Origin of the sequence: Pseudoalteromonas sp. BZK2, from assembly GCF_014349195.1 — a bacterium.
Classification (GTDB): domain Bacteria; phylum Pseudomonadota; class Gammaproteobacteria; order Enterobacterales; family Alteromonadaceae; genus Pseudoalteromonas; species Pseudoalteromonas simplex.
The window spans coordinates 1-22,644 of sequence record NZ_JACSOG010000014.1; the positions used below are offsets into that span (position 1 = coordinate 1).

The 22,644-nt window shown below is 40.3% G+C and carries 16 protein-coding genes; 11 read left to right on the forward strand and 5 right to left on the reverse strand.

Annotated features, from left to right (window positions below; genetic code table 11):
• The first annotated feature begins 196 nt into the window (after positions 1-196).
• From proB to BIZ38_RS10270, 5 genes are all read left to right on the forward strand, one after another.
• Positions 197-1,300 carry a glutamate 5-kinase gene (gene proB, locus BIZ38_RS10250; RefSeq protein WP_054551200.1) on the forward strand — a complete coding sequence of 368 codons (1,104 nt, stop codon included), beginning with the start codon at positions 197-199 and terminating at the stop codon, positions 1,298-1,300.
• 63 nt (positions 1,301-1,363) lie between these two features.
• The gene (locus BIZ38_RS10255; protein ID WP_054551201.1) at positions 1,364-2,326 is read left to right on the forward strand and encodes a GGDEF domain-containing protein; all 963 of its coding nucleotides are present in this window, start codon (positions 1,364-1,366) and stop codon (positions 2,324-2,326) included.
• Between the two features lie 67 nt (positions 2,327-2,393).
• Positions 2,394-2,753, forward strand: a complete 360-nt coding sequence (locus BIZ38_RS10260) for a glutaredoxin domain-containing protein (protein ID WP_187490221.1) — start codon at positions 2,394-2,396, stop codon at positions 2,751-2,753.
• A gap of 80 nt (positions 2,754-2,833) precedes the next feature.
• Positions 2,834-4,318 carry a glutamate--tRNA ligase gene (gene gltX / locus BIZ38_RS10265; protein WP_187490222.1) on the forward strand — a complete coding sequence of 495 codons (1,485 nt, stop codon included), beginning with the start codon at positions 2,834-2,836 and terminating at the stop codon, positions 4,316-4,318.
• Between the two features lie 221 nt (positions 4,319-4,539).
• Positions 4,540-6,066 carry an arylsulfatase gene (locus BIZ38_RS10270; RefSeq protein WP_187490223.1) on the forward strand — a complete coding sequence of 509 codons (1,527 nt, stop codon included), beginning with the start codon at positions 4,540-4,542 and terminating at the stop codon, positions 6,064-6,066.
• Here BIZ38_RS10270 and BIZ38_RS10275 read toward each other — a convergent pair.
• Positions 6,063-6,203, reverse strand: coding sequence for a hypothetical protein (locus BIZ38_RS10275; RefSeq protein ID WP_187490224.1), 141 nt, complete (start codon positions 6,201-6,203; stop codon positions 6,063-6,065). The genes BIZ38_RS10270 and BIZ38_RS10275 overlap by 4 nt on opposite strands.
• A gap of 281 nt (positions 6,204-6,484) precedes the next feature.
• Here BIZ38_RS10275 and BIZ38_RS10280 point away from each other — a divergent pair, with 281 nt between their 5' ends.
• Both BIZ38_RS10280 and BIZ38_RS10285 read left to right on the forward strand, forming a co-directional pair.
• A complete protein-coding gene (locus BIZ38_RS10280; protein WP_187490225.1) occupies positions 6,485-11,557 on the forward strand; it encodes a S8 family serine peptidase in 5,073 nt (1,690 codons plus the stop codon).
• Between the two features lie 317 nt (positions 11,558-11,874).
• Entirely contained in the window at positions 11,875-12,717 is an 843-nt protein-coding gene (locus BIZ38_RS10285; RefSeq protein WP_138599612.1) for a MipA/OmpV family protein, read from the forward strand.
• Here the strand turns inward: BIZ38_RS10285 and BIZ38_RS10290 are convergent.
• From BIZ38_RS10290 to BIZ38_RS10300, 3 genes are read right to left on the reverse strand one after another with little or no spacing between them, the layout of a single operon-like run.
• The gene (locus BIZ38_RS10290; RefSeq protein ID WP_187490226.1) at positions 12,701-13,891 is read right to left on the reverse strand and encodes an ATP-binding protein; all 1,191 of its coding nucleotides are present in this window, start codon (positions 13,889-13,891) and stop codon (positions 12,701-12,703) included. The genes BIZ38_RS10285 and BIZ38_RS10290 overlap by 17 nt on opposite strands.
• The gene (locus tag BIZ38_RS10295) at positions 13,888-14,580 is read right to left on the reverse strand and encodes a response regulator transcription factor (RefSeq protein WP_138616348.1); all 693 of its coding nucleotides are present in this window, start codon (positions 14,578-14,580) and stop codon (positions 13,888-13,890) included. The genes BIZ38_RS10290 and BIZ38_RS10295 overlap by 4 nt, the downstream gene beginning before the upstream one ends.
• Positions 14,577-14,972, reverse strand: a complete 396-nt coding sequence (locus BIZ38_RS10300; protein ID WP_054551209.1) for a DUF3019 domain-containing protein — start codon at positions 14,970-14,972, stop codon at positions 14,577-14,579. Before BIZ38_RS10300 ends, BIZ38_RS10295 begins: the two co-directional genes overlap by 4 nt.
• Positions 14,973-15,494: 522 nt before the next feature.
• On the opposite strand from BIZ38_RS10300, the gene BIZ38_RS10305 reads away from it, so the two are divergent.
• From BIZ38_RS10305 to BIZ38_RS10315, 3 genes are all read left to right on the forward strand, one after another.
• Positions 15,495-16,196 (forward strand): DUF3581 domain-containing protein, encoded by a 702-nt coding sequence (locus tag BIZ38_RS10305; RefSeq protein ID WP_138599615.1) that lies wholly within the window; start codon positions 15,495-15,497, stop codon positions 16,194-16,196.
• Between the two features lie 95 nt (positions 16,197-16,291).
• A complete protein-coding gene (locus BIZ38_RS10310) occupies positions 16,292-17,533 on the forward strand; it encodes a DEAD/DEAH box helicase (protein WP_187490227.1) in 1,242 nt (413 codons plus the stop codon).
• 41 nt (positions 17,534-17,574) lie between these two features.
• Complete coding sequence (locus BIZ38_RS10315; protein ID WP_138599617.1) at positions 17,575-18,543, forward strand: sensor domain-containing diguanylate cyclase; 969 nt, start codon at positions 17,575-17,577, stop codon at positions 18,541-18,543.
• On the opposite strand, the gene BIZ38_RS10320 is transcribed toward BIZ38_RS10315, so the two are convergent.
• Positions 18,540-19,496 (reverse strand): methylenetetrahydrofolate reductase, encoded by a 957-nt coding sequence (locus BIZ38_RS10320; protein ID WP_054551213.1) that lies wholly within the window; start codon positions 19,494-19,496, stop codon positions 18,540-18,542. The genes BIZ38_RS10315 and BIZ38_RS10320 overlap by 4 nt on opposite strands.
• 247 nt (positions 19,497-19,743) lie before the next feature.
• On the opposite strand from BIZ38_RS10320, the gene BIZ38_RS10325 reads away from it, so the two are divergent.
• The gene (locus BIZ38_RS10325) at positions 19,744-22,629 is read left to right on the forward strand and encodes a M16 family metallopeptidase (protein ID WP_187490228.1); all 2,886 of its coding nucleotides are present in this window, start codon (positions 19,744-19,746) and stop codon (positions 22,627-22,629) included.
• Positions 22,630-22,644 lie beyond the last annotated feature (15 nt).

The window sequence follows — 22,644 nt, forward strand, 5'->3', positions numbered from 1 at the left end:
GCAGTATAAATCGCTTTTAAACCAACCCTTTGGGCGCTTCACAGGCACTTACTCTCATCGTTGTTACTTCTTAAAAGGGACTGCCATTCTTGCAAAGTAACGCCTTGATATTAAGTACCTGTGAAACGCTGAATTCTGCATCTTGAGGTAGCTTGGGTATAATCTTTCTACTTTAATTACAGAATATAAGAATCAAATGCAAAGGCCACACGTCGTTGTTGTAAAGCTGGGCACAAGCGTGCTGACAGGCGGTACCGACAAATTAGATAAAGCACACATGGTTGAACTTGTTCGCCAATGTTGTGAATTAAAAAAACAGGGTTATCAGGTTGTTTTAGTATCAAGCGGCGCGGTTGCCGCAGGTCGCGAGCAACTCATTACCCCCTGTGGTCGTTCTTTGATTGAAAAACAAATGCTTGCCGCAATTGGCCAAGGGCAGCTTATTCATATTTGGCAGAGTCTGTTTGCTTTGTATGGTGTGAATGTAGGGCAAATGCTACTGACCCGCGCCGATGTAGAAGACCGTGAACGTTACTTAAATGCTCGCGATACTTTAAATGCACTACTCGCTCACAATGTGGTGCCAATTATCAACGAGAACGACGCTGTAGCCACCGCCGAAATTAAAGTCGGTGATAACGATAACTTATCTGCTTTAGTCGCAATATTAGCGAATGCTGAAAAGCTGTTATTGTTAACTGACCAAGAAGGCTTATTTACAGGCGATCCTCGCTCTGATGCCAATGCAACACTTATCAATGAAGTTGAGCATATTAATGATGAGCTTAGAGAGCTCGCTGGTGGCAGTGGCACCACCCTAGGTACCGGTGGTATGGCAACCAAACTGCAAGCAGCCGATATTGCACGTCGCGCCGGTGTTGAGGTAATTATTGCCAAAGGCGCAGGCAAAAATGTGATTTTAAATTGCATGGCCGACAAGCTCCCTGGTACACGCTTTTTAAAACTCACCGCACCAAAAGATGGCCGCAAAAAATGGTTACTTGCAGGGCCTAAAAGCACGGGGCAATTAGTGATTGATGATGGCGCAAGCCTTGCGCTTAGAGAACGTGGCGCAAGCTTACTGGCAAAAGGCGTAAAGACTGTGAAAGGGCAGTTTGAGCGTGGTGATGTGATTGAAGTGGTGACCTGCCAAGGGCAATGTATTGCTAAAGGCCTTGTTAACTTTAACCATCAAGAAATTGATCAAATAAAAGGCTGTCATTCATCGCAAATAACTGAGTTGCTTGTATTTGCACCAAGCAGTGAAGTCATTCATCGAGATGATATGATTTTGTTATAGTTTTTTAGTAATTCTAGCAAACTTAACTAAACTAAAGTTATGTTTTATTTTGGGGGCTTCTAAATGGCTTCTAATGCTTGCGGGCATGACTGGGTAGTCACTATAACGCAACAGGAAGAAGAGCCTGAGTTAGACAGTGCACTGATAAATGCTGTTGCTGAATTAGGTGAGTTTACACGTTTTGCAATCTATATTAATAAAACCTTTAATATTGGTCTTCCCGCACGGCTGTTAAATAAGAACACAGCCATTGAGGAGCTTAGCGAGCAAGAAGTCCTAGACTTATTGGCAAAAGTCAGTCGCAATAAAATTCGGATTAGCCGTGATTGTGGGGTGATATCGACATATGTGCCAATTTATTACACTGGCAATGTTGTCGGTATACTTGTTGTTGAATCTGATAAAGAGTTAACCGAGCGCTGCAGTATGCTAGCTATTTATATGCTGAATATCTATGCGAATCAGCTCTCTTTATTACATAAATCACAGCAGGATCCACTTACTGAACTTCTTAACAGGCAAACATTTGATAAAAAAGTGATTGAGATAGCTGCCAATACAGCGGTCGAGCATGACTCTAAGCAGTGTCATTGGTTCCTTGCTATGGTCGATATTGATCATTTTAAACGTGTTAATGATAACTATGGTCATGTAATTGGTGATGAGGTTATTTTACTTGTGGCACAGCTTTTAAAAAATAACTTTCGTATTGAAGATTACGTTTTTCGCTACGGCGGCGAAGAGTTTTCTGTGTTATTTCAAGCAAGTGACGAGCTAGATGCACGAAATGCACTTAATCGTTTTCGCTCCTGTGTTGCCCAATACCCATTTCCTCAAGTAGGCAACTTAACAGTGAGTAGTGGTTTTATGCCAATCTACGAGTTTGAAATGGTTGCCAGCCTTGTGCAAAAAGCCGATCAGGCCTTATACCATTCTAAAAACAGCGGTCGTAATTGTGTCACTGCCTATTCCGAACTAGATATTCAACAAAGCCAACCTCAAGATGATTCAATTGAGCTGTTTTAAGGTGTTGCAGCGCGCTTAGCTGTGTTAAAATTGCTCACTATTTTTTTGAACCCTATGAGAAGGTAAGATGAAGTTTGTTCGTTGGTTGTTAGGCCGCATCATTTTGTTTTTTGATTTTGTATTCACGCCACGTAGTAAAAAGCGCCCGGGAGCAGAGCAAGCCGCGCTTGATTCAGTGACATCACAATTTAAACTATATCAATTTAAAGCCTGTCCATTTTGCGTGAAAGTACGTCGTGCCATAAAACGTCAAGGCCTTTCAGTTGAAACCCGTGACGCCAAAGATAACGAGCAATTTCGCCAAGAGCTATTAGAGCAGGGCGGAAAAGTAAAAGTTCCTTGTTTACGCATTGAAGAAAACGGCCAAGTGACTTGGTTGTATGAATCAAACGATATCATTGCTTATTTAGATAAAGTCGCGGCATAAAGCGGCTTTTCACTTCGATTATAGCCCGTGCTGTGCTAGCATTTGGGCAAATTTTTAATTGTCTTTTGAGAGATATAACCATGACAATTCGCACCCGTGTTGCTCCGTCACCGACTGGCGACCCGCACCTAGGTACTGCATATATCGCATTATTTAACTACTGTTTTGCTAAGCAGCAAGGCGGTGAGTTTGTGTTACGTATTGAAGATACAGACCAAGTTCGTAGTACGCCAGAATCAGAGCAAGCTATTATGGATAGCTTACAATGGTTAGGCTTAAACTGGGATCACGGTCCAGATGTAGGCGGTGAGTTTGGTCCATACCGTCAATCTGAGCGTAGCGATTTATATAAGAAATTCGCGCATCAGTTAGTTGAACAGGGTAAAGCTTTTTACTGTTTTGCTACGAGCGAAGAACTAGACCAAATGCGTGAAGAGCAAATGGCCGAAGGCCTACGCCCTAAATACGATGGTCGTGGTTTAAATCTTTCTGAAGATGAAATTAAAGCAAACCTTGAAGCGGGTAAGCCTTACGTAATCCGTATGAAGATCCCAAGCGAAGGCACGTTTAAGTTTAACGACTACCTACGTGGCGAAATTGAGATCCCATGGGAAAATGTAGACATGCAAGTGCTACTTAAAGCAGATGGTTTCCCAACTTACTTCCTTGCCAACGTTGTTGATGATCATCACATGCAAATTAGCCACATTTTCCGTGGTGAAGAGTGGATCAATTCAGCGCCTAAGCTATTAAAATTATATGAAGACTTCGGTTGGGAAGCGCCAGTACTAGGTCACTTACCGTTACTGCGTAACCCAGATAAGTCAAAATTATCGAAGCGTAAAAACCCAACTTCAATCAACTACTATAAAGAAATGGGTTACCTTCCAGAGGCACTATTAAACTATTTAGGCCGTATGGGTTGGTCAATGCCTGACGAGCGTGAAAAGTTCACCTTAGCCCAGATGATTGAACACTTTGATATGAAACGAGTGTCGCTTGGCGGCCCAATTTTCGATATCGATAAGCTTAGTTGGTTAAACGGTATGTGGATCCGTGAAAACTTATCTGATGCAGAGCTAATGCAGCGTTTTGTTGATTGGAAATTTAATACCGAGCTATTCGCTAAAGTATTGCCAGAAGCTAAAACACGTATTAATACGCTTTCTGACATGGTTGACCTTGCGGGCCACTTTGTAGGTGGTATTCCAAGTTATGATCCTGCGCTATTAACAGCAGGTAAAGCTGATGAAGATGTAATCCGTCAAGCATTACAGTTCTTCATCTGGCAATTAGAAGGTTTACGTAGTTGGGAAAAACCAGCGATTTTTGCTATCGCAAAAGAAGTGGCGACTTTCCATGAGTTGAAGATTAAAGACTTCCTAGAGCCAATCTTTGTGGCTATCACAGGTAAGACATCTTCAACATCAGTACTTGATGCGATGGAAATTTTAGGCTCTGACTTATCGCGTGCTCGTTTACGTGTTGCTTTAGCACATCTTGGTGTGTCTAAAAAGCAAGCGAAAAAAATTGAGCGTGCATACCGCGATTATCCGCAAGCTTAATCATCCTTTAGTTTTATAAACCGAGCTTTATGCTCGGTTTTTTTATATTTAAATCAAAGTTACCCCATATTTAACTTGTAAATAGGGACTGCTCTAATAGTATTAAACATGCACAATTTATCACTTGTATGAATATCTTAAGAAAGCAGTATAAGGTGACTGCAAGCGAGGGATTTTTGAAGCTAAGGCAAATGCTTTAGTCAGTTTTCAAGGAGAAAGTGATGTTTAAATACATACTGGCCTGTGTGGCCATTTTAGGCTTAAGTTTACCAAGTGTCGCTGCAGAAAAACCCAATGTACTTGTTATTTGGGGCGATGATGTTGGTATGTGGAATATTAGTGCTTACCATCGAGGTATGATGGGAGGCAGTACACCGAACATTGATAGCATTGCGAATGATGGCATGATATTTATGGATCATTACGCACAGGCCTCGTGCACTGCTGGCCGCGCTGCATTTATTACTGGTCAGTATCCTATGCGTACAGGTCTCAGTACCGTAGGTCTTCCTGGCGCACCACAAGGTTTGCAAGAGAAAGATCCAACCTTAGCAACCATGCTCAAATCAAAAGGTTATGTTACAGGCCAATTCGGTAAAAATCACTTAGGTGATCGTGATGAACACTTACCTACAAATCATGGCTTTGATGAATTTTTTGGTATCTTATATCACCTCAATGCGGGTGAGTATCCAGAGCAGCAAGATTATCCTCAAGACGCTAAAACACAAGAAAAGTTAGGCTTAAAAATGCGTGGAGTCATTCATTCAAAAGCGCTTGGAAATGGCAAACAAGAGATTAAAGATCTTGGTCCATTTGGGAAAGAGCGTCAGCGCAATTTAGACCAAGAAGTACTTGTAGAGTCAAAACGCTTTATCCGTGATGCAGTAAAACAGAATAAACCTTTCTTCGTGTGGCATAACACAACTCGAATGCATTACCAAACTAACCTTAATAAAGCTTATGACGGTAAAACTGGCTTTGGTTTATATGCTGATGGTATGGCCGAAATGGATGATGATGTAGGTGAATTACTTAACTTACTTGATGAACTTAAAGTCGCTGATAACACAATAGTGATGTTTTCTACCGATAACGGTGCCGCATCAAACTCATGGCCTGACGGTGGCAACCAGCCATTTCATGGTGAAAAAGGTGTTGGTGGCTGGGAAGGTGGCTTCAGAGTACCTATGGTTGTTAAATGGCCAGGCCATATTCCTAACGGCGTGAGCACCGGTGAGTTCATGACAATGGAAGATTGGATGCCAACGATTATGTCGTGGGTTGGCGATAAAGATTTAAAAGCTAATTTATTAAAAGGTACCAAAATCAACGGTCAAAAGTATAAGGTTCATTTAGATGGTTTCGATCAAAGTGATATCTTACTGAACAATGGTAAAACAAAGCGTAAAGAGTTCTATTACTTCACCGAAACTACCTTTCATGGAATGCGTTACGGTGACTGGAAGTTAATCTTTACAGAACAAAATCATTGGTTTAGGTCTACACAGCAAGCTCTTACTTCACCTTACATTATTAACTTAAAAATGGATCCATTTGAGCGTTTCATTGATGCTAGGGGGTATGATGAGTGGGCTGAAAACCGTAGTTGGATTTTAGGCCCTGCAGGTAATCAAATTTCAGAGTTTGTAAAAACCTTTAAGGCATTTCCGCCTAGTCAAGAGAGTATGTCAGTACAAGTGGGTAGTGTTGCTGAAATGATTTCTCAGCAAGCGTTAAACCGCTAAAAACGATAGGCTTTACCAGAACACAATGTTGCAAAATGACAGTTTTGCTCATCGCTGGTAAAGCCTTTACTGCTTCGAATTTGAAAACCATGAGCCAGCTCAAGTAATAGTTGCATAAGAATTATGCGATTTACCACTGCATAATCATAATCATAATCAATTGATTAATAAAAAGTTTCACCTTCATTTCTTACCTAAATAAAATATGCTACTTCTATTTTGTATTCAGAGATATTGTATATAGAAACGCTATATTAGCCCACCTTTGGTAACTTTAATGTTAACAGTGTGTACAAAACGCTACACGAATGTACGTCATTTTTGATTCTCCCTGTGGTTATATTGTTACTACAAGCGTTGAAATGGAAATTCAAAAAGCTTGAATAACTATTCAAACTAACTATCCAGGGGATACTTTATGAAAGTCAAAACACTTTCGATCGCTGTTGCTGCAGCTCTCTATAGTGCTAGTGCTGCACATGCAGTCGGTGTTGAGAACAATCAAGTTAAGCACCAATTAAAAGCACCAAATATTACATTTGAAGAAGTGAAAGCATTTTCCAAAGAGTTCGAGCAAGGTAACTCTTCAAGCATGCTACAAAACGATGGTTTAAATGTTCAATTAAATAGCCAAGCAAGCAAATTTAAAGAAGAAGGTCTGGGTGGCGAACATATTTATATTATTCGTTTACGTGATAACTCTGTTGCTCTTGAAGCTAGAGACTTAACTTCGTCTTTATCAAAATCTATGCAAGCTCAAGGTATTACCAAAGTTTTTGAAAAAGGTCAGGCTGCAATTTCAGCCGTTACAGAATATCAAAACAAGCTTTATTCGAAACAACGTGCTGTTATGCAAAACGTAACGGCAGTTACAGGGCGTACAGAGATGCGCCGTCAATTCACTAAAGCGCTAAATGGTTTCTCTGTAAAAATGACTGAGCAAGAGGCATTACAGGTCGCTTCGCTTGGCTCTGTTGTATCAGTAATGCGTTCTAAAAATTATGATTTACTTTCAGATGAAGGCCCTAAGCACATCGGTGCTGATCAAATTTGGGATGGAACAAGTGTTCCAAGTGGGATCAAGGGCAAAGGTGAAGGCCAAATCATAGGTATTATTGATACAGGTATTAACTCAGATCACCCGTCATTTGCAGCTGTGGGTGCTGATGGTTATGAGCATGAAAACCCATTTGGTGCGGGCGTTTATGTTGGTGACTGTGTTGAAGAGCCAGAAGAGATTCAATGTAATAACAAACTAATTGGTGTACGTTCTTACGATGTGATCACAGATGCGTTTGATGCCATGATCCCAGGCTGGCCGGCGATTGGTGAAGATTATCAAGGTCATGGTTCGCATGTTGCGTCAACTGCGGCAGGTAACGTAGTCAAAGACGTTCCATATATGCTACCTAGTTTTGGTGAAAATACTGATGGCAATATCTTGAAAGAGGGTTTATTCCCTGAAATCTCAGGTGTTGCACCGCATGCAAATATTATTTCTTATCAAGTATGTTACCCATCAAGTGAAGAATACGCAGGTTGTCCTGGTGAAGCGTTAGTTGCTGGTATTGAAGATGCAATTTCTGATGGGGTTGATGTAATCAACTTCTCAATTGGTGGAGCCGACTCAAACGTTTGGGCCGATCCAGTACAACTTGCATTCTTAGCAGCGCGTGAAGCGGGCATCAACGTTGCCGCGGCAGCAGGTAACAGCGGTCAGGGGTGTGGCGCAGCTGAATGTTTTGGCTATTTAGATAACTCGTCGCCTTGGCTTGCGCAAGTTGCAGCAACAACACATGGCCGTACTGTTGTCGTTGAAACTGCAGTTGAATATGCGGGCTTTGCTGATGAAACGATGGGTTCTGAAGTACCAAGTTGGTCAGATATGGGGTTAGTTGGCGGTGCCATTAATAGCGAAGAAATTACCGGTGTTGTTGTCTGGGCTAAAGACTATGAAGACGTCAATGGCTTTAAAGACTCTGATGGATACTGTACTGCCGATTATCCTGAAAATACGTTTAATTTCTACAAAGATGGGACAGAAATAGCTGGTGCGGCTGATGGCAGCACGAATGTTATTGTAATCTGTCAACGTCACTCAGCTACAGATACAGCTGCCAATGCCCGTACCGCAAAAGTAGATCATGTAAAAGCCGGTGGCGCTGATGGTTTCATTATGTTCAACCGTGACAGTGATCAAGCTACAGTACCTGAGGCTTACTCATTACCAGGCGTTCATTTTACCTATGATCAATGGAATGGTGTGTGGCCCGATGACGGTTTAGAAGATTGGGTTGATAGCACATCAGAGAAAGGTCATATGATCACTATTAAGCCAACAGTGATTGAGCGCCGTGTTGATGCTGAAGATGCTGATTGGTTAGCAACCTTCTCATCGCGTGGTCCATCTTATTCGAATGTTGAAGTACTAGCTCCAACACTTGCAGCTCCTGGTGTTGATATTTATGCGGCATACTCTGATGAGCATCCTTTTGTGGCACCACATGGTCAAGATTATGCAGCGATTAGCGGCACGTCTATGGCATCACCTCATGTTGCCGGTGCAATGGCATTACTGCGTCAGATTCATCCTGAGTGGAGTGCGGCCGAGATTCAATCTGCACTATCAATGACTGCCGAAAACGTAGTTAAGTACCATCGTTTAAACAGTGAAAATGATGTTGTTGCTGATGCTAAAATTTACCGTGCTGGTGCAGGTCGAATCAATGTTGCATTAGCAGCTGAAGCTGGTTTTGTTATGGACGAAACAGCCGACAACTTCTTAGCGGCTGATCCATATAATGGCGGTACACCTCACAAACTTAACTTACCAAATTTGGTTAACTTTTCTTGTGCACCAGAGTGTCAATGGGTTCGAACTATCAAAGCAACAGAAGATGGAACCTGGACTGTAAGCCACGAAGATGTTGAAAACTGGGCATTTGATGTAAACACACAAACAGCACAAAATGGTGTGAATATTGATATCTTCCCGAAAACTTTCTCACTGAAAAAAGGTGAAACGCAAACAATCATTGTTAAAGCATCAATCATGGATACCCAAGATTGGTTTAGTAACTCAGAAGTTGAGCTTCATACCAACCTTGTGTTCCAAGCTGAAGAAGCTGGTATCCCAGATGCACATTGGCCAGTAGCGTTTAAATATGATCGCGGTAATTTACCATCTTCATTAGAAACAACTGCTCATTCAAATGTAGGCACTTATGTTGCTAAAGGTATTGTATTACCGAGTGTTGAAGCACCTGTTGCACGCGCATATGAGCCGGTTAAAGCAGATATCACTACAGTAACTTTGCCAAAAGATGATGAGCGTACTTTCCCGTGGGCCATGAATCGAACAGAAGAAGTTGATGCAAGTGATATTCTAGATGAAGCAACATTTACTAAGTTTGTAACAGTGCCTGCGAACACAAAACGTTTTATTGCTGAAACTGTTGGTGTTGAATCTGAGCTAGAAGGTACCTTGAATGTGGGTAACCCAATTATCTATGTAGGTAAAGATTATAACGGTGATGGTATTGTTCAGCCACAAGACGAGATCTTATGTGTATCTAACCATTTAATTTATAAAAACTTCTGTAATATCAACAACCCTGAAGAAGGTGAGTACTGGGTTGTAGTTTATAATACGAATAAATCGTCTGTTGATGCTGTTGAAGAAACCTTTGAACTTGCTACAGCGGTTGTGTCTGATCAAGTAGCTTCTGGTGTGACAGCCAGCCTTCCTAGCAGTGATGGCCAAAACACAGTTGAAATGACTGTTAATTGGGATATGGAATTTGATTCAGACAGCGTTTACTACTCTTTGCTTGATGTGGGCACATCGGCCGTAAATCATGGCAACCTAGGCTCTATTCCATTTAAGCTTAACCGTGGCAATGATGTTGCTCATCTTGATGCGCCATATACAGGTGCAAAAGTGGGCGATATGGTGCCTTACACATTTGAAGTATTAGCGAATAACTCAGGTATAGATCGTGAGTTCTCACTAGAACTTGATATTCCTGCTGGTCTTGATATCAAAGCAGAAAATGTAATGGTTTCAACAGCATCTGAAATCAACGTTGAAATTGCTGATGGTAAAGTTATTGTAACGGGCACACAAGCGGATACCCGAGATGTAGAGCCAGATTACATCGTCACTGATAACATCACTGATGAAATGTGTCGTACGCCTGATTTTGGTAACTCAAACCCAGGCGGTTATGTCGACTTATCTGAGTTTGGCATTATGCCTATGCTTTCAGGCTTCGATGAAAGTAATCTATATAATTCACGAAGTGGTTATTCGTTACCAATAGCAAGCTTTTACAATGGCGCATTTGACACATTCAGTCTCTATAACAATGCTGATAATACAAATATCCAAAACTCGATAATTCAAATTCGTGGTATGGGGACAGTGAATACAAGCGGTAGTCGTTACTTCTTCCCAGTGCATAATCCGTTTCCTTATGAAACATTCCCTTATGAGAATATGGGGCCATTATGGCGTGGTTGGGAGTTTGCAGAGAGCGGCTTATTACGTTCAGTAATGTCTGTGGGTTTATCGTCTAACGAAGGGATCTCACTTGCAAGTACAGCAACAGGTTGGGGTATTATTGAGTGGGATAACGCGTCAGATTACGACAACCCTGTTTATGATCGTGAAACGGGTCAATACACTTACACTAAACGTGATAACTCATTTGACTTCCAAGTGCTGTTTAATGCCAATACGCGCTTTGGTAAAGGCGAGCATGAAATTTACTATGCATACGATAATTTAGATTTTGGTACTACTCGTCCTGCTGGAAGTATCGGTTTACAAGGTTTCCGCGGTGCACAATATCAATACGGTCCTCTTGAAAGCTATCGCGGTATTCAGATTGCTTATAACAACTTAGATGAAGTAATCAGCGATGGATACGTAGTATGTATGGACTATGTTGGTCCAGAGTCATCACAATTTGAAGTCACCGCATGGGCCGAAGTTATGCCAACCGCTACAGGTCAAACACTTGAAGTTGCAGCTAAAGCAGCAATTTCGGGTCTGAATGACATGACTTCAACTGCAACACTGGCGATCCCTGGTAACATCACAGTGATTGCACTTGATGATATGGTGACAGAAGAGTACACATCTATTTCATTTGAGGTTCAGCATATCGATGAGATGAATTCAAGAAATGAAATATCTGTAATTGCAGATAACGCAAGCTATGAAGTAGATGGTGATACGGTAACCATCACCCCTGAACAATATTTCTATGGCGATATTGATGTAACGGTTGTGGTTTCTGATATAGAAAACCCAACTGATAAAGCTGAAACATCATTTGTCTTAACTGTTAACTCAGATGGTGTTGATAAACCAACTGCTGTGACACCAGAGTCAAAAGAAAAAGGAGGCTCAAGCGGCTCTTTAGCATGGATAACAGTGTTATTAGCTGGTTTTGCCGGTCTTCGTCGCCGTATGAAACGAGACTAAACACTCCCTAAGTGTGTTATGTAGCAAAGGGCCTTCGGGCCCTTTTTTTGTCATTGAGTAAATTAAATAATGGAATTTAATAACTAAAACTGAAAACCTATGTAGCAAAATGTACAAGCTATTTAATATTTCTTTCAGTATGTTAGTTTGACGATAGTAGATAAAATAAGTCATTTTACTGCGTTGTGTGGCAAAAAAATTATACAAAAATGTATGCAAACGCTATGATCGCCCCAGCACAGAAAGGGCTAAAAGAGTTTTAGTTTATTAAGTTAGTATAGTAGTCGTTTATTACGGCATTAAGGTGAGTTACGTTAATGAAAAGGTTGTTTGGTTCAATGTGTTGCTTAGCTGCATCAACTGCATTTGCGCAGGATGATGTTAAGCAGCCGCAATTGATTAAAAAGTCTACTTTTCATGCAAGCGTTACGCTAGGCTACGGTGGTATTGAGAACCCAGTACTTGATGCCGATGATGTTATTTCGCCAATTCTGCCAAGCTTGGCTTATTATGGTGATAGCTGGTATTTCGATGATTTTTCTATTGGTTACAGCTTATTTGAATCTGAGAAATTTTATATTGATTTACTGGGGCGCTTTAATGATGATGGCTTTTTCTTTGAGTTAGATGGGGTAGATAAACTCTACGCGACAGGTGTGGTACGTTCTAGTTCAGGTCGACCTACAATTCCAAGTGCTTCACCAATTAACTTAACACCGATAGAGCGCAACCTTTCTTATATGGCTGGCTTTTCATCAGCTTTAAATATTTATGACGACATTTGGTTGAGTGCGGCATACGTGCACGATATAACCAATGTTCATAATGGCTATGAAATCTTATTCAATGGCTACCAAGCATTTACATTGTTTTCCGGTATTGCTGGCATTGAGGCTGGTATAAACTACAAAAATGAAGAGTTAATTGACTATTACTACACGGTTAGCCCCACTGAGAGCAAAACTCGCTTATTAAGTTATAATTTAGAAAGTGCCACCAATTACTATTTAAAAGTAAGCTACGAGTATCCGATCAGTGATAATTTTAGTGTTGATTTCAAACTAAAGCACACTTGGCTTGATAGCAATTTAGCTAACTCACATATGATTAATAAAAATGGCTATTTCTCAGGTTTTACTGGCATTACATACCATTTTTAGGCCAACTGATTGAGATTTGAGCGCCGCCCGTTTCGAGGTTATTGGCTAAACCAATTTTACCGCCATGCCAGCTAGCAATACGATGCACGATATAAAGTCCTAATCCATAACCACTCGCCAATTTATCTCCTTCACCTTGTTTGAATGGTTCAATTAACGCATCAGCATTTATAGGCAACCCTGGTCCATCATCTGTGACGCTTATCAAGTAATTACCTGCTTTCTCTTCAGTGCTTATATAAATAGTGTGTTTTGCGTATTTTGTGGCGTTGATCAGTAAGTTTTGTACCGCGATTGCCATAAAGCTTGTTTCGCAAAAAGCAGCGTCAACCTCAAGAGTTGGAATAAATTTGAGTTCTTTGTATAAATCAAATTTAGCTATTTCCGTGTTGATCAGTTTAGATAAGTTAACTTTTTCCTGGTTAAACACACTTTGTTGATGCTCTAAACGAGCAAACGATAAATATTGTTCTAAGCGCAATTCAATCTCATCGATATCACGCTCTATTTGGCTACTTTCTAACGAATCTAGCTCTGCGATTGATAACGCAAATCGCATACGCGAGAGTGGGGTACGAATTTCATGAGAAATAATGCGGGATAAATCGCTATGAAGCTGCACAAATTTGTTGATACGCTCTGACATATCAGTAAAGGTGTTTGCAAGCGGTGCAATGGATGAATTTGGCTTTATATCGAGCTCTATTCGTTGCGGTTTTTTGCTGAAGCGGTAGGCTGCACGTTGCAATAAGCTCAAATCACGAAACACTGGGCGTATAAACAATAAAATCATCACACCAAGCAAAAAATAAAAGGCGAAAAAAGCAAACCAGTCAGTTTTTGCGTGTGAAATCAGGTTAATGGGGCCAACTTTTTGAATGCTACCATTACTGCCCTTGAGATATATAAATTGCTGATTATGCTCAGTGACACTGATAATACCATCTTGATTAAACGTGTCGAGCAAAGAATCAGGCAATGCAATTTCACTTATGCTTAGGCTACTGATCCGCGAGTCTTTTTGCTCTGCTATTTGTGTAAGTTCAGCAACACTAATTTGTATACTCGGCACATGCTTAGAAAAAAACTCATTATAAAGCTGACCAAACGCAAGAACTAAAGCAATTAAGCTTACTGTGATAATCAGGTAAAGCTTAAAAAATTGCTGCTTCATAGTTTTGAAATATCCAAACTGTAGCCTTTGCCTCGCACCGATTTAATATCCAACGAATTTTTGTGGCTGCTTATCGTATCTTTGAGTTTTTTACGTAATCGGCTCACTTTTAAATCTATAGCGCGGTCTAGTCCGTCATACTCACGGCCAATGACATGTTTAAACAGCACTTCGCGAGAGACTGGCTGCGGCATATTCTTCGCTAGATAGGCGATAATATCAAATTCACTCTCGTTTAGGTTCAGAGCAGTATTATGAAAGTAGATATCACGCTTTTTACTGTCTATGCGTAGACAGTCGCTGTGATCTGAAAAGTTATCTTGGCTTACAGTGTGGGCGATGATTGTTTTAATTTTCGCTAATAATAGCTCAGGTTTAATGGGCTTTATTAAGTAGTCGTAAGCACCTAAGTTTAGGCCTTTAATTTGTGATTGCACTGAGTCTAAAGCTGTTAAAAAAATAACAGGACAGGTGTATTTTTCTTTTAGTTGTGAAATTAATTCAAAACCATTGCCATCAGGTAACATCACATCACAGATAATCAATGAGGGAATAAAGGTAATTTCACTACTACGGTAATCTTCAGCTGTATTAAATACATCAATGGTATAGCCGTGTTTTAATAAAAATGTTTGAATTAAATTGGCTAGTTTCACATCATCTTCAATTAAAAAAATATGCTGCATCATAAACTCCAGCCAAAGCGCCGCTTTATACGGTAATCTTTGGCTTCATAGCTAACTATTGAGAGACGCTGCTGTTTAACAACGTTGCTGCTCAAAGGGTTAATTAACTTAACGGTAAGAGGGTATTCTGTTTTGATTAAAAACTGTTTGGCTATTAATCCTGTTTGCGTGTAGCACTGAGTGTAATGAGGGCGTTGGGTTACTTCTAAACAAAGTTCTTCATAAGGAGCAACTCGAAAATGAACTTGCACATTAAACTCGCAGGCTTTTTGTTTTGCTTCTGTCACACAGACCGTTGGCGAAACTTTAAAAAAGACCTGTTCAGCTTTATCTTCAGCTTGAGAGTAACAGCAAAAACAAAAAAGCAGAGCCGCCCAGCTTAATCGGTTTATCATTTAACCAAGTCCCTGAGCGATTGGTCGTCTAAATTTCAAAGCAATATTTACCATTAAAAACAGATGAAACCATTCAAAATCATAGTGAGTATTCATTCATTTACCGCTTATTATCATTATTATTTATGCAGTCTATATGAGTTATTTCATGATAAAAAAGCGCGTTTATCATACCTCATTTATTTCATTAGCTACAAATTGCCTTACATTAAAGCTTGTGTTTCAGAGTTTTTTGTAGTGCCTCGTTCAGATCTTTATTAGCTTGTTGTTTTAAAAGATAAAGTGAATTTATATTTGTTTTTATGTAATAATTTTTCACTATATAAATGCGCTATTAGTTTTTACTATTCACGCTTATTTGTTAATTGTTTCGTACAAATTGATACAATTTGGTACGCGCTCTGAAAGTAATTAGTCTTTCACAAAGTTAATATAGAAAATGATACTCAACAGATTCGACCTCTGTTTGCTTTTTTTCTGATAGTATAGATAGGTTATAAGTAGTTTAAGCAGTGAACAAATATGTTAAGTCCTTATTATCAGCAGCATGCTGATTACGTTTCTATCTCACGCGAGCAAGGCTGTCGCTTTGCTAAGTTAGTGGCGGATGATTTCAATCCGTTACACGATAAAGATGCTAAAAAGTTTTGTGTGCCGGGCGATTTACTTTTTTCGCTGGTTTTAAACCGCTATGGTATTAGTGAAAAAATGGAGTTCACTTTTGCCGGTATGGTTGATGAAAATTCAAAGCTGACTTTTCCTGAAGGTGCTGATGAGTTTGCTATCACCGATGGCGAAAAAGTGATGCTAAAAGTAAAGCGTGAAGGGGCTGTTAGCCAATGTCCTGAGTTAACAAATAGCTTAATAAAAAACTATGTTGAGTTTTCTGGTACTACCTTCCCACATGTCATCATTCCATTAATGGGCAAGCAAGATGTGATGATCAACCCAGCCCGCCCAATGGTGATTTACGAATCAATGTTGATTAACCTTGACCGCCTTGATATCAGTGCACCTGAATTAGAGTTTGCTGAGCCTGATTTTGAGTTTACTGGCAAACGCGGAAAAATTACGCTTCGCTTCAACCTGTTAGAAAATGGCGAAAAAGTAGGGGCGGGTGAAAAGCACATGCTTGTATCTGGCATTCGTGATTACTGCCAAACAACGGTTGATGACCTAATTAGTTTTTATAATCACCGTAAAGAGTCACTTAAACCGGCGTAATCTTTACAATTACGACAAAGGGCGCTTATTGCGCCTTTTTTGTTGCTGATGTTCAGCGTACAATAGCGTTTTTATAGCTAAATATACTTCAGACTATGTCAGTAGCGACCTTTTCAGAGTTAAATCTTGCACCTGCATTGCTAACAGCCTTGCAAGAAGAGAATTATCACACACCCACAGCAATTCAAGCGCAAACCATCCCACTTATTTTAGCGGGTGCAGATGTAATGGGCAGCGCACAAACTGGTACGGGTAAAACTGCTGCCTTTGTTTTACCACTACTGCACAATTTGTTATCTGCTGAAGTACTCCCTGATGCTGTTAAAGTCCTAATTTTAACGCCAACCCGAGAGCTCGCACAGCAAGTCTTTGCAAGTGTAGAGCGTTATGCTGCGCATACTGAAATAAAAGCGGCATTGGCTTATGGCGGCGCTAGTATTGGGCCACAAATTAAAGCCATAAAAGGGGCGCAGGTTGTTGTTGCAACTCCGGGGCGTTTACTTGATCATCTGATCAAAGGCAGTATTAAACTTTCTAGTATTAATGCCTTGGTATTTGATGAAGCTGATCGCATGCTTGATATGGGGTTTATTGACGAGATAAAACGTATCTTGCGTCATGTGCCGAAAGAACGCCAAACCTTACTTTTTTCAGCCACATTTGATGACAGTATCTTTAAGCTTAGTAAGCAGTTACTAGATGATCCTAAACTAGTTGAAGTGAATAAACGCAACTCGGCAGCGGTTGAAGTTGAGCAGCTAGTTTATGCGGTTGATGAAGACCGTAAACGTGAGCTGGTGTCACACATGATTGGCATGAAAAATTGGCAGCAAGTACTGATATTTACCCGAACTAAACAAACTGCTGATGTGCTTGCTAAAGAAATGTCTAAAGATGGCTTAAAAACCGAATCAATTCATGGTGATAAAAGCCAAGGGGCGCGAGATAAAGCATTACAAAACTTTAAATCTGGTGTAACTAGGGTATTAGTCGCGACTGATGTGGCCGCTCGCGGCCTTGATATTGCCTCTTTAAAATATGTCATTAACTATGAGCTACCTTATGTGGCTGAAGATTATGTGCATCGAATAGGTCGTACAGGTCGTGCTGGCGAAAAAGGGTTAGCGTTGTCGCTAGTTAGCATTGATGAACAATGGTTATTAGATGAAATAGACATTTTACTGGGCACCAGACTTACTCCTCAGTGGTTACCGGGGTATGAGCCAGATTTAACGAAAGAGCCTAAAAATATAAGAAAAAACACTAATAAAGCTCGTCGCTCGCGAGATAAAAAGCGTATTTTGGGTCAAAAAAGTATGAGACACCGTAAAAAGTGACGTATATTTATACTATCCACTGACTAAAATAAGTGTGTAGTATGTTAGAAGTTAATAAATGGTCATTTTGTCAGCCTGACAACCAGTTTTCTTTGCAAAAATGGCAAAAAACAGTCGATTTAATGACCGAGTTATTCTCAGCGCCTGCAGGCTTTATTGTTCATAAGACAGATGAAGCATACCGCATAATTGTTTCTAGCGAACAACGAGAAAACCCTTACCATGCTGGAATCGAGTTAGCCATTGACGACAATATCTTTTGCAAAAAGGTATTAAAAGATATGGCTCCTTTATACATTCCACAAGTTAGTCTAGATAATCAATGGGATGATTGTCCACTTACTGTCGATGGCGTTGAATCCTATTTAGGTGTGCCTATAACTTGGCCAAGCGGGGAACCGTTTGGTACTTTTTGTGTAATGGATTTTAAGAAAACTGATTATCAGCATAGTCTTTTAGAACTCATCGAACAGCTTAGGGATATGGTGGAAGATGATTTAGCTCTACTTGATAATTTCACCCAAATGCGTGAAATTGCGATGCTAGACCCCCTCACAAATATTTATAATCGCCGCGCACTCAATTTACTTTGTCAACATAAATTAAATCTTGCCGCCCGGTTGGGCTTTAATATCTGTTGTTTGTTTATCGATATAGATAACTTTAAACCACTCAATGATAAGCATGGTCACGAAGTAGGAGATAAAGCACTGATATGTCTGGCTGATACATTGAAGCAATATCTACGAGAGGCTGATATTATTGGCCGCTTAGGAGGAGATGAATTTATTGCGGTTCTGCAAGTGAAAAGTAACGACTGTATCGAAGCGATTAGCTACAAACTTAATGAAGCGTTTAAAGAAAACCTTAAACATATGGCAATACCTGAACTTAATTTGAGTATAGGCTCAGGTATTGTAGCTCAACCTAAAGAAACATTTGCTGAGCTATTAAAGCGGGCTGATGAAGATATGTATGAGAAAAAGCAAGCCTCTAAACTTGCCCGCTAAGCTATTTGCTTTTCAGCTAGGTTTAATTCCATGGTTGCTTTAAGTAAACGGTAAAGGTTAATTGACGCATCAATTTCTTCTTTACGGTTAGTTAAGCTCTCAATATTTAAACCTAGCGGTACATCTAAATGCGCACAGCTTTGTAAAATTAAATCGAGATTCTCACGGCAAATACGCACTGATTCACTCAATGTATTTGCAGAATCTAACATGCGATACTTAGTTGCTTCTGGTACCGAAATACCTAACCACTCCATAAATTCTAAGGTTTTTTCACCACCACAAGGGGTAAACGTTAGAATAATGCGTTTTGGTGTTGTGCCTTGTGCTTTACAGCTACGCGCATAGCTGGTGATCAAATCAATCGTCGCTTGGGCATTGTAAACGGCTTGCGAGATGAAAAACTTACAACCTTGTGCTGTTTTTTCAACTAAGCGCTCATGTTCATTGCGTTTGCTAGCGTGACGTTCGGCAATGGTAACGCCACCTAAAAACACATCACTGCTTTGCTTTGCAAGCGTTTTATATGCATCAGGAAGGCTTAGTTTGATATCGCCATGAGATGATGGACTACCCACTAACACTAAGTTTTTTAATTCGAAGTCGTTACGTGTTTCGTTTAGCCATTCGGTAAATTCAGCTTCACCTCGTTGCGCTACGCTTTTGTATGTGATCACATCTAGTTGTGACAAGCTGCGCAGTAATTGACTGTATTCACGTGGATCCACTGTTTCTTTAAATGGGAAAGGACGCGGCTTTGCAATGCGGCTACTTTCATCTTGAATGTCGTAAATAATCACGCCATCGTATTCAATTTCGTGTAAACGACCAAGTAGCTTTTGGGCAATGGTTTCAAGCTGTGCTTTATCAGTCCCTGACTTTGGCGGTGTGGTACCGATCAGGTAGACGCCTTGGTTGGTGTCTTCAATTTTCTCTTGTAATGATAAAGCCATAATCCTCTTTCCAGCTCGTACTAATGTTTATGACAAATAATATAGCAGCCATTTAGACGTCTAGATAGATTTTTTTCATGAAAGTTTTTCAATGACTATGAATTTTACTCAAGTTTAAAGCTGAGCGTTTCGCAAAATTGACACACCTGTTTACATAAATTATTGCGCTGACCCTCATATTTTCTGGCGCTTTGATGCATAATCAAGCAGCAATGATTATGAGAAAAATAACTAACAAGGGAACATTATGAAATTTAGATTATTAGCAACCAGTGTTGCTGTAACACTGGCGCTGAGTGGCTGCGCAAGTAACTCACAGTCAACTATGGTTAAAGAAGTCGAAATTGAGCAGCGAGTCAGTCAAGGTGATAACCGTGTATTTAGCCAAGATTACCTATTAGAAGAGCTTGAAAACGGCCTTCGCGTGATGGTCGTTAAAACGGATTACCCAGATGTTGTGTCACTGCAAATTCCGGTATCGGTTGGTTCACGTAATGAAGTTGAAGCAGGTAAAACCGGTTTTGCCCACTTCTTTGAGCATATGATGTTTAAAGGCTCTGAAAAATTCCCGCAAGATGTGTATTCAGATATTTTAAAGAACTCGGGTGTTGATAATCGCGCGTATACGACCAACGATTACACGAACTATCACTTAAACTTCTCAAAAGAGCACTTAGATAAAGTACTTGAAATCGAAGCTGATATTTTCCAAAACCTGACATACAGCGAAGAGCAGTTCCGCACCGAAGCGCTGACTGTAAAAGGTGAGTATTTAAAGAATAATGCTAGCCCAATTCGTAAGTTACTTTCTGCAGTTCGTAACGAAGCATTCGAAAAGCATACGTATAAGCACACTACAATGGGCTTTTTCGAAGACATTGAAGCAATGCCTGATCAAATGGCGTACGGTAAAGAGTTTTTCGCTAAATTTTATAAACCAGAATATGTATCTTTAGTCATTGTTGGTGATGTTGATCCACAAGAAACCATGGCGATGGTGAAAAAGCATTGGGGTAACTGGAAAAAAGGCGATTACCAAGCAGACATTCCTGTTGAGCCAAAGCAAAAAACAGCAAAATATGTACATGAGAAAAATGATGGTTTACCAGGCCACTGGTTGCTTGTGTCATACAAAGGCACGGCATGGGATCCTACTCAAAAGGACCGTGCCGCTCTTGATTTGATCTCACAGCTGTATTTCTCTAATAATTCGGCACTTTATCAAGAACTTGTTGTTGATAAACAAATTGCCAGCCAAATGTTTACCTATAACCCAGATACTAAAGATCCAGGTTTATTACATGTTTTTGTAAAAGTAGAGAACGAAGCGGACCTTGCTAAAGCCCGTGATGCGATTAACCGTACCTATGCACAAGCGCGTACTGAGTTAGTAGATGCGCAAAAGTTAGCTGATTTAAAATCAAACCTAAAATATAGCTTTATTAATGGTCTTGATTCATCGCAGTCAATTGCGTCAACGCTTGCAAGCTACATGCATTTTGAACGCGACCCTGAGGTTATTAACCAACTGTACGCAACTGCTGATAGCATCACGCCAGAAGATATCAAAGCGGTAGCAAACAAGTACTTTGTTGATTCAAGCCGTACCACGGTGACAATGTCGGCGCTTGATAAAGTAGCGGGTTTTGAGCAAGAGGTTGATTTAAATGCCTTGGTTGCCAGTATTGAGAAAGCCCCAACAGAGCGCCACTTTAAAGTACTTGATAAAACAAATAGCTCACCATTGGTTGATGTGAACTGGTTATTCAATACCGGTGCAGCGGCTGATCCCCAAGGCAAAAAAGGCTTAGCGGCATTAACAGCTGCAATGCTAGCGCAAGGTGGCTCAGAAACGATGAGCTACAAAGATATTCAAAAAGCGTTATACCCACTAGCGGGAAGCTTTGGCTATCAAATCGATAAAGAGATGATTTCTTTACGCGGCCGTGTACATAAAGACAATGCCGCGCAGTGGTATGCACTTGTTAGCGACCAGATGTTAAACCCAGGCTTTAGAGAAGATGACTTCAAGCGCTTGAAAAAAGAGCTTATTGATAGCATTAAAGCAGGCCTTAAAGCATCTAATGACGAAGAGCTAGGCAAAGAGGTGCTATATCATCAGCTTTATAAAGGCCATCCGTATGAAAGCTATAACTATGGTGATTTATCAGATCTTGAAGCACTGACACTTGACGATGTAAAAGCGTTTTATGCTAACCAGTTTACTCAATCTAAATTAACAGTGGGTCTAATTGGTGCGATTCCGAGTGATGTTAAATCGACTATGCTAAAAGATTTAGCATCGCTTCCACAAGGTAAAGAAAGCCGCTTAACGATCCCTGATGCGCCAGAACTTAAAGGTCATCATGCAACGATTGTTGAAAAATCAGCGCAATCTACCGCTGTGTCATTTGGTTTCCCAATCGATACAATTCGTAGCAGTGATGACTGGACTGCGCTTTGGTTAGTGCGCTCTTACTTTGGCGAACACCGCAGCTCAAACAGCTTCTTGTATCAGCGTATTCGTCAAACCCGTGGTATGAACTATGGTGACTATGCATACATTGAGTACTTCCCGCGTGGTATGTTCCAAACTAAACCAGATGCTAACTTAGGCCGTTCCGAGCAAATTTTCCAAGTATGGTTACGTCCGCTTCGTTCTAATAACGATGCGCACTTTGCAACACGTACGGCATTATTTGAACTTGATAAGCTAATTAAAAATGGCATCAGCAAAGAAGATTTTGAAGCGACTCGTAACTTCTTAATTAACTTTGTGCCACAAATGGTTGCAAGCCAAGACCGCCAATTAGGCTATGCCCTTGATAGTGAGTTCTATAACACAGAGAGCTTTGTTGACTATGTGCGTGGCAAGCTTGAAAAGCTAACCCTTGATGATGTTAACCGTGTTATTCGCGATAACCTGCAAACAGAGAATATCCACTATGTGTTTATTACTGGTGATGGCAAAGACATGCAAAAACGCTTAGCTTCAGAGCAAACATCACCAATGGTGTATAACGCTGAAAAACCAGCAGAACTTGTTGCTGAAGATAAAGTCATTGCAGACTATAAGCTCGCAATACCAGCAAAAAATATTAAAGTACTTGATGTCAAAAAAGTATTTCAGTAATAACTGGATAAACAA

Excerpts from the sequence above, each read along its gene's own strand:
- BIZ38_RS10320 (WP_054551213.1), bottom strand. The coding sequence starts at position 19,496 with ATGGCTTTATCATTACAAGAGAAAATTGAAGACACCAACCAAGGCGTC.
- BIZ38_RS10280 (WP_187490225.1), top strand. The coding sequence starts at position 6,485 with ATGAAAGTCAAAACACTTTCGATCGCTGTTGCTGCAGCTCTCTATAGT.
- BIZ38_RS10270 (WP_187490223.1), top strand. The coding sequence starts at position 4,540 with ATGTTTAAATACATACTGGCCTGTGTGGCCATTTTAGGCTTAAGTTTA.
- BIZ38_RS10285 (WP_138599612.1), top strand. The coding sequence starts at position 11,875 with ATGAAAAGGTTGTTTGGTTCAATGTGTTGCTTAGCTGCATCAACTGCA.
- BIZ38_RS10310 (WP_187490227.1), top strand. The coding sequence starts at position 16,292 with ATGTCAGTAGCGACCTTTTCAGAGTTAAATCTTGCACCTGCATTGCTA.
- BIZ38_RS10305 (WP_138599615.1), top strand. The coding sequence starts at position 15,495 with ATGTTAAGTCCTTATTATCAGCAGCATGCTGATTACGTTTCTATCTCA.
- BIZ38_RS10290 (WP_187490226.1), bottom strand. The coding sequence starts at position 13,891 with ATGAAGCAGCAATTTTTTAAGCTTTACCTGATTATCACAGTAAGCTTA.
- gltX (WP_187490222.1), top strand. The coding sequence starts at position 2,834 with ATGACAATTCGCACCCGTGTTGCTCCGTCACCGACTGGCGACCCGCAC.
- BIZ38_RS10255 (WP_054551201.1), top strand. The coding sequence starts at position 1,364 with ATGGCTTCTAATGCTTGCGGGCATGACTGGGTAGTCACTATAACGCAA.
- BIZ38_RS10295 (WP_138616348.1), bottom strand. The coding sequence starts at position 14,580 with ATGATGCAGCATATTTTTTTAATTGAAGATGATGTGAAACTAGCCAAT.
- BIZ38_RS10325 (WP_187490228.1), top strand. The coding sequence starts at position 19,744 with ATGAAATTTAGATTATTAGCAACCAGTGTTGCTGTAACACTGGCGCTG.
- proB (WP_054551200.1), top strand. The coding sequence starts at position 197 with ATGCAAAGGCCACACGTCGTTGTTGTAAAGCTGGGCACAAGCGTGCTG.
- BIZ38_RS10315 (WP_138599617.1), top strand. The coding sequence starts at position 17,575 with ATGTTAGAAGTTAATAAATGGTCATTTTGTCAGCCTGACAACCAGTTT.
- BIZ38_RS10300 (WP_054551209.1), bottom strand. The coding sequence starts at position 14,972 with ATGATAAACCGATTAAGCTGGGCGGCTCTGCTTTTTTGTTTTTGCTGT.
- BIZ38_RS10260 (WP_187490221.1), top strand. The coding sequence starts at position 2,394 with ATGAAGTTTGTTCGTTGGTTGTTAGGCCGCATCATTTTGTTTTTTGAT.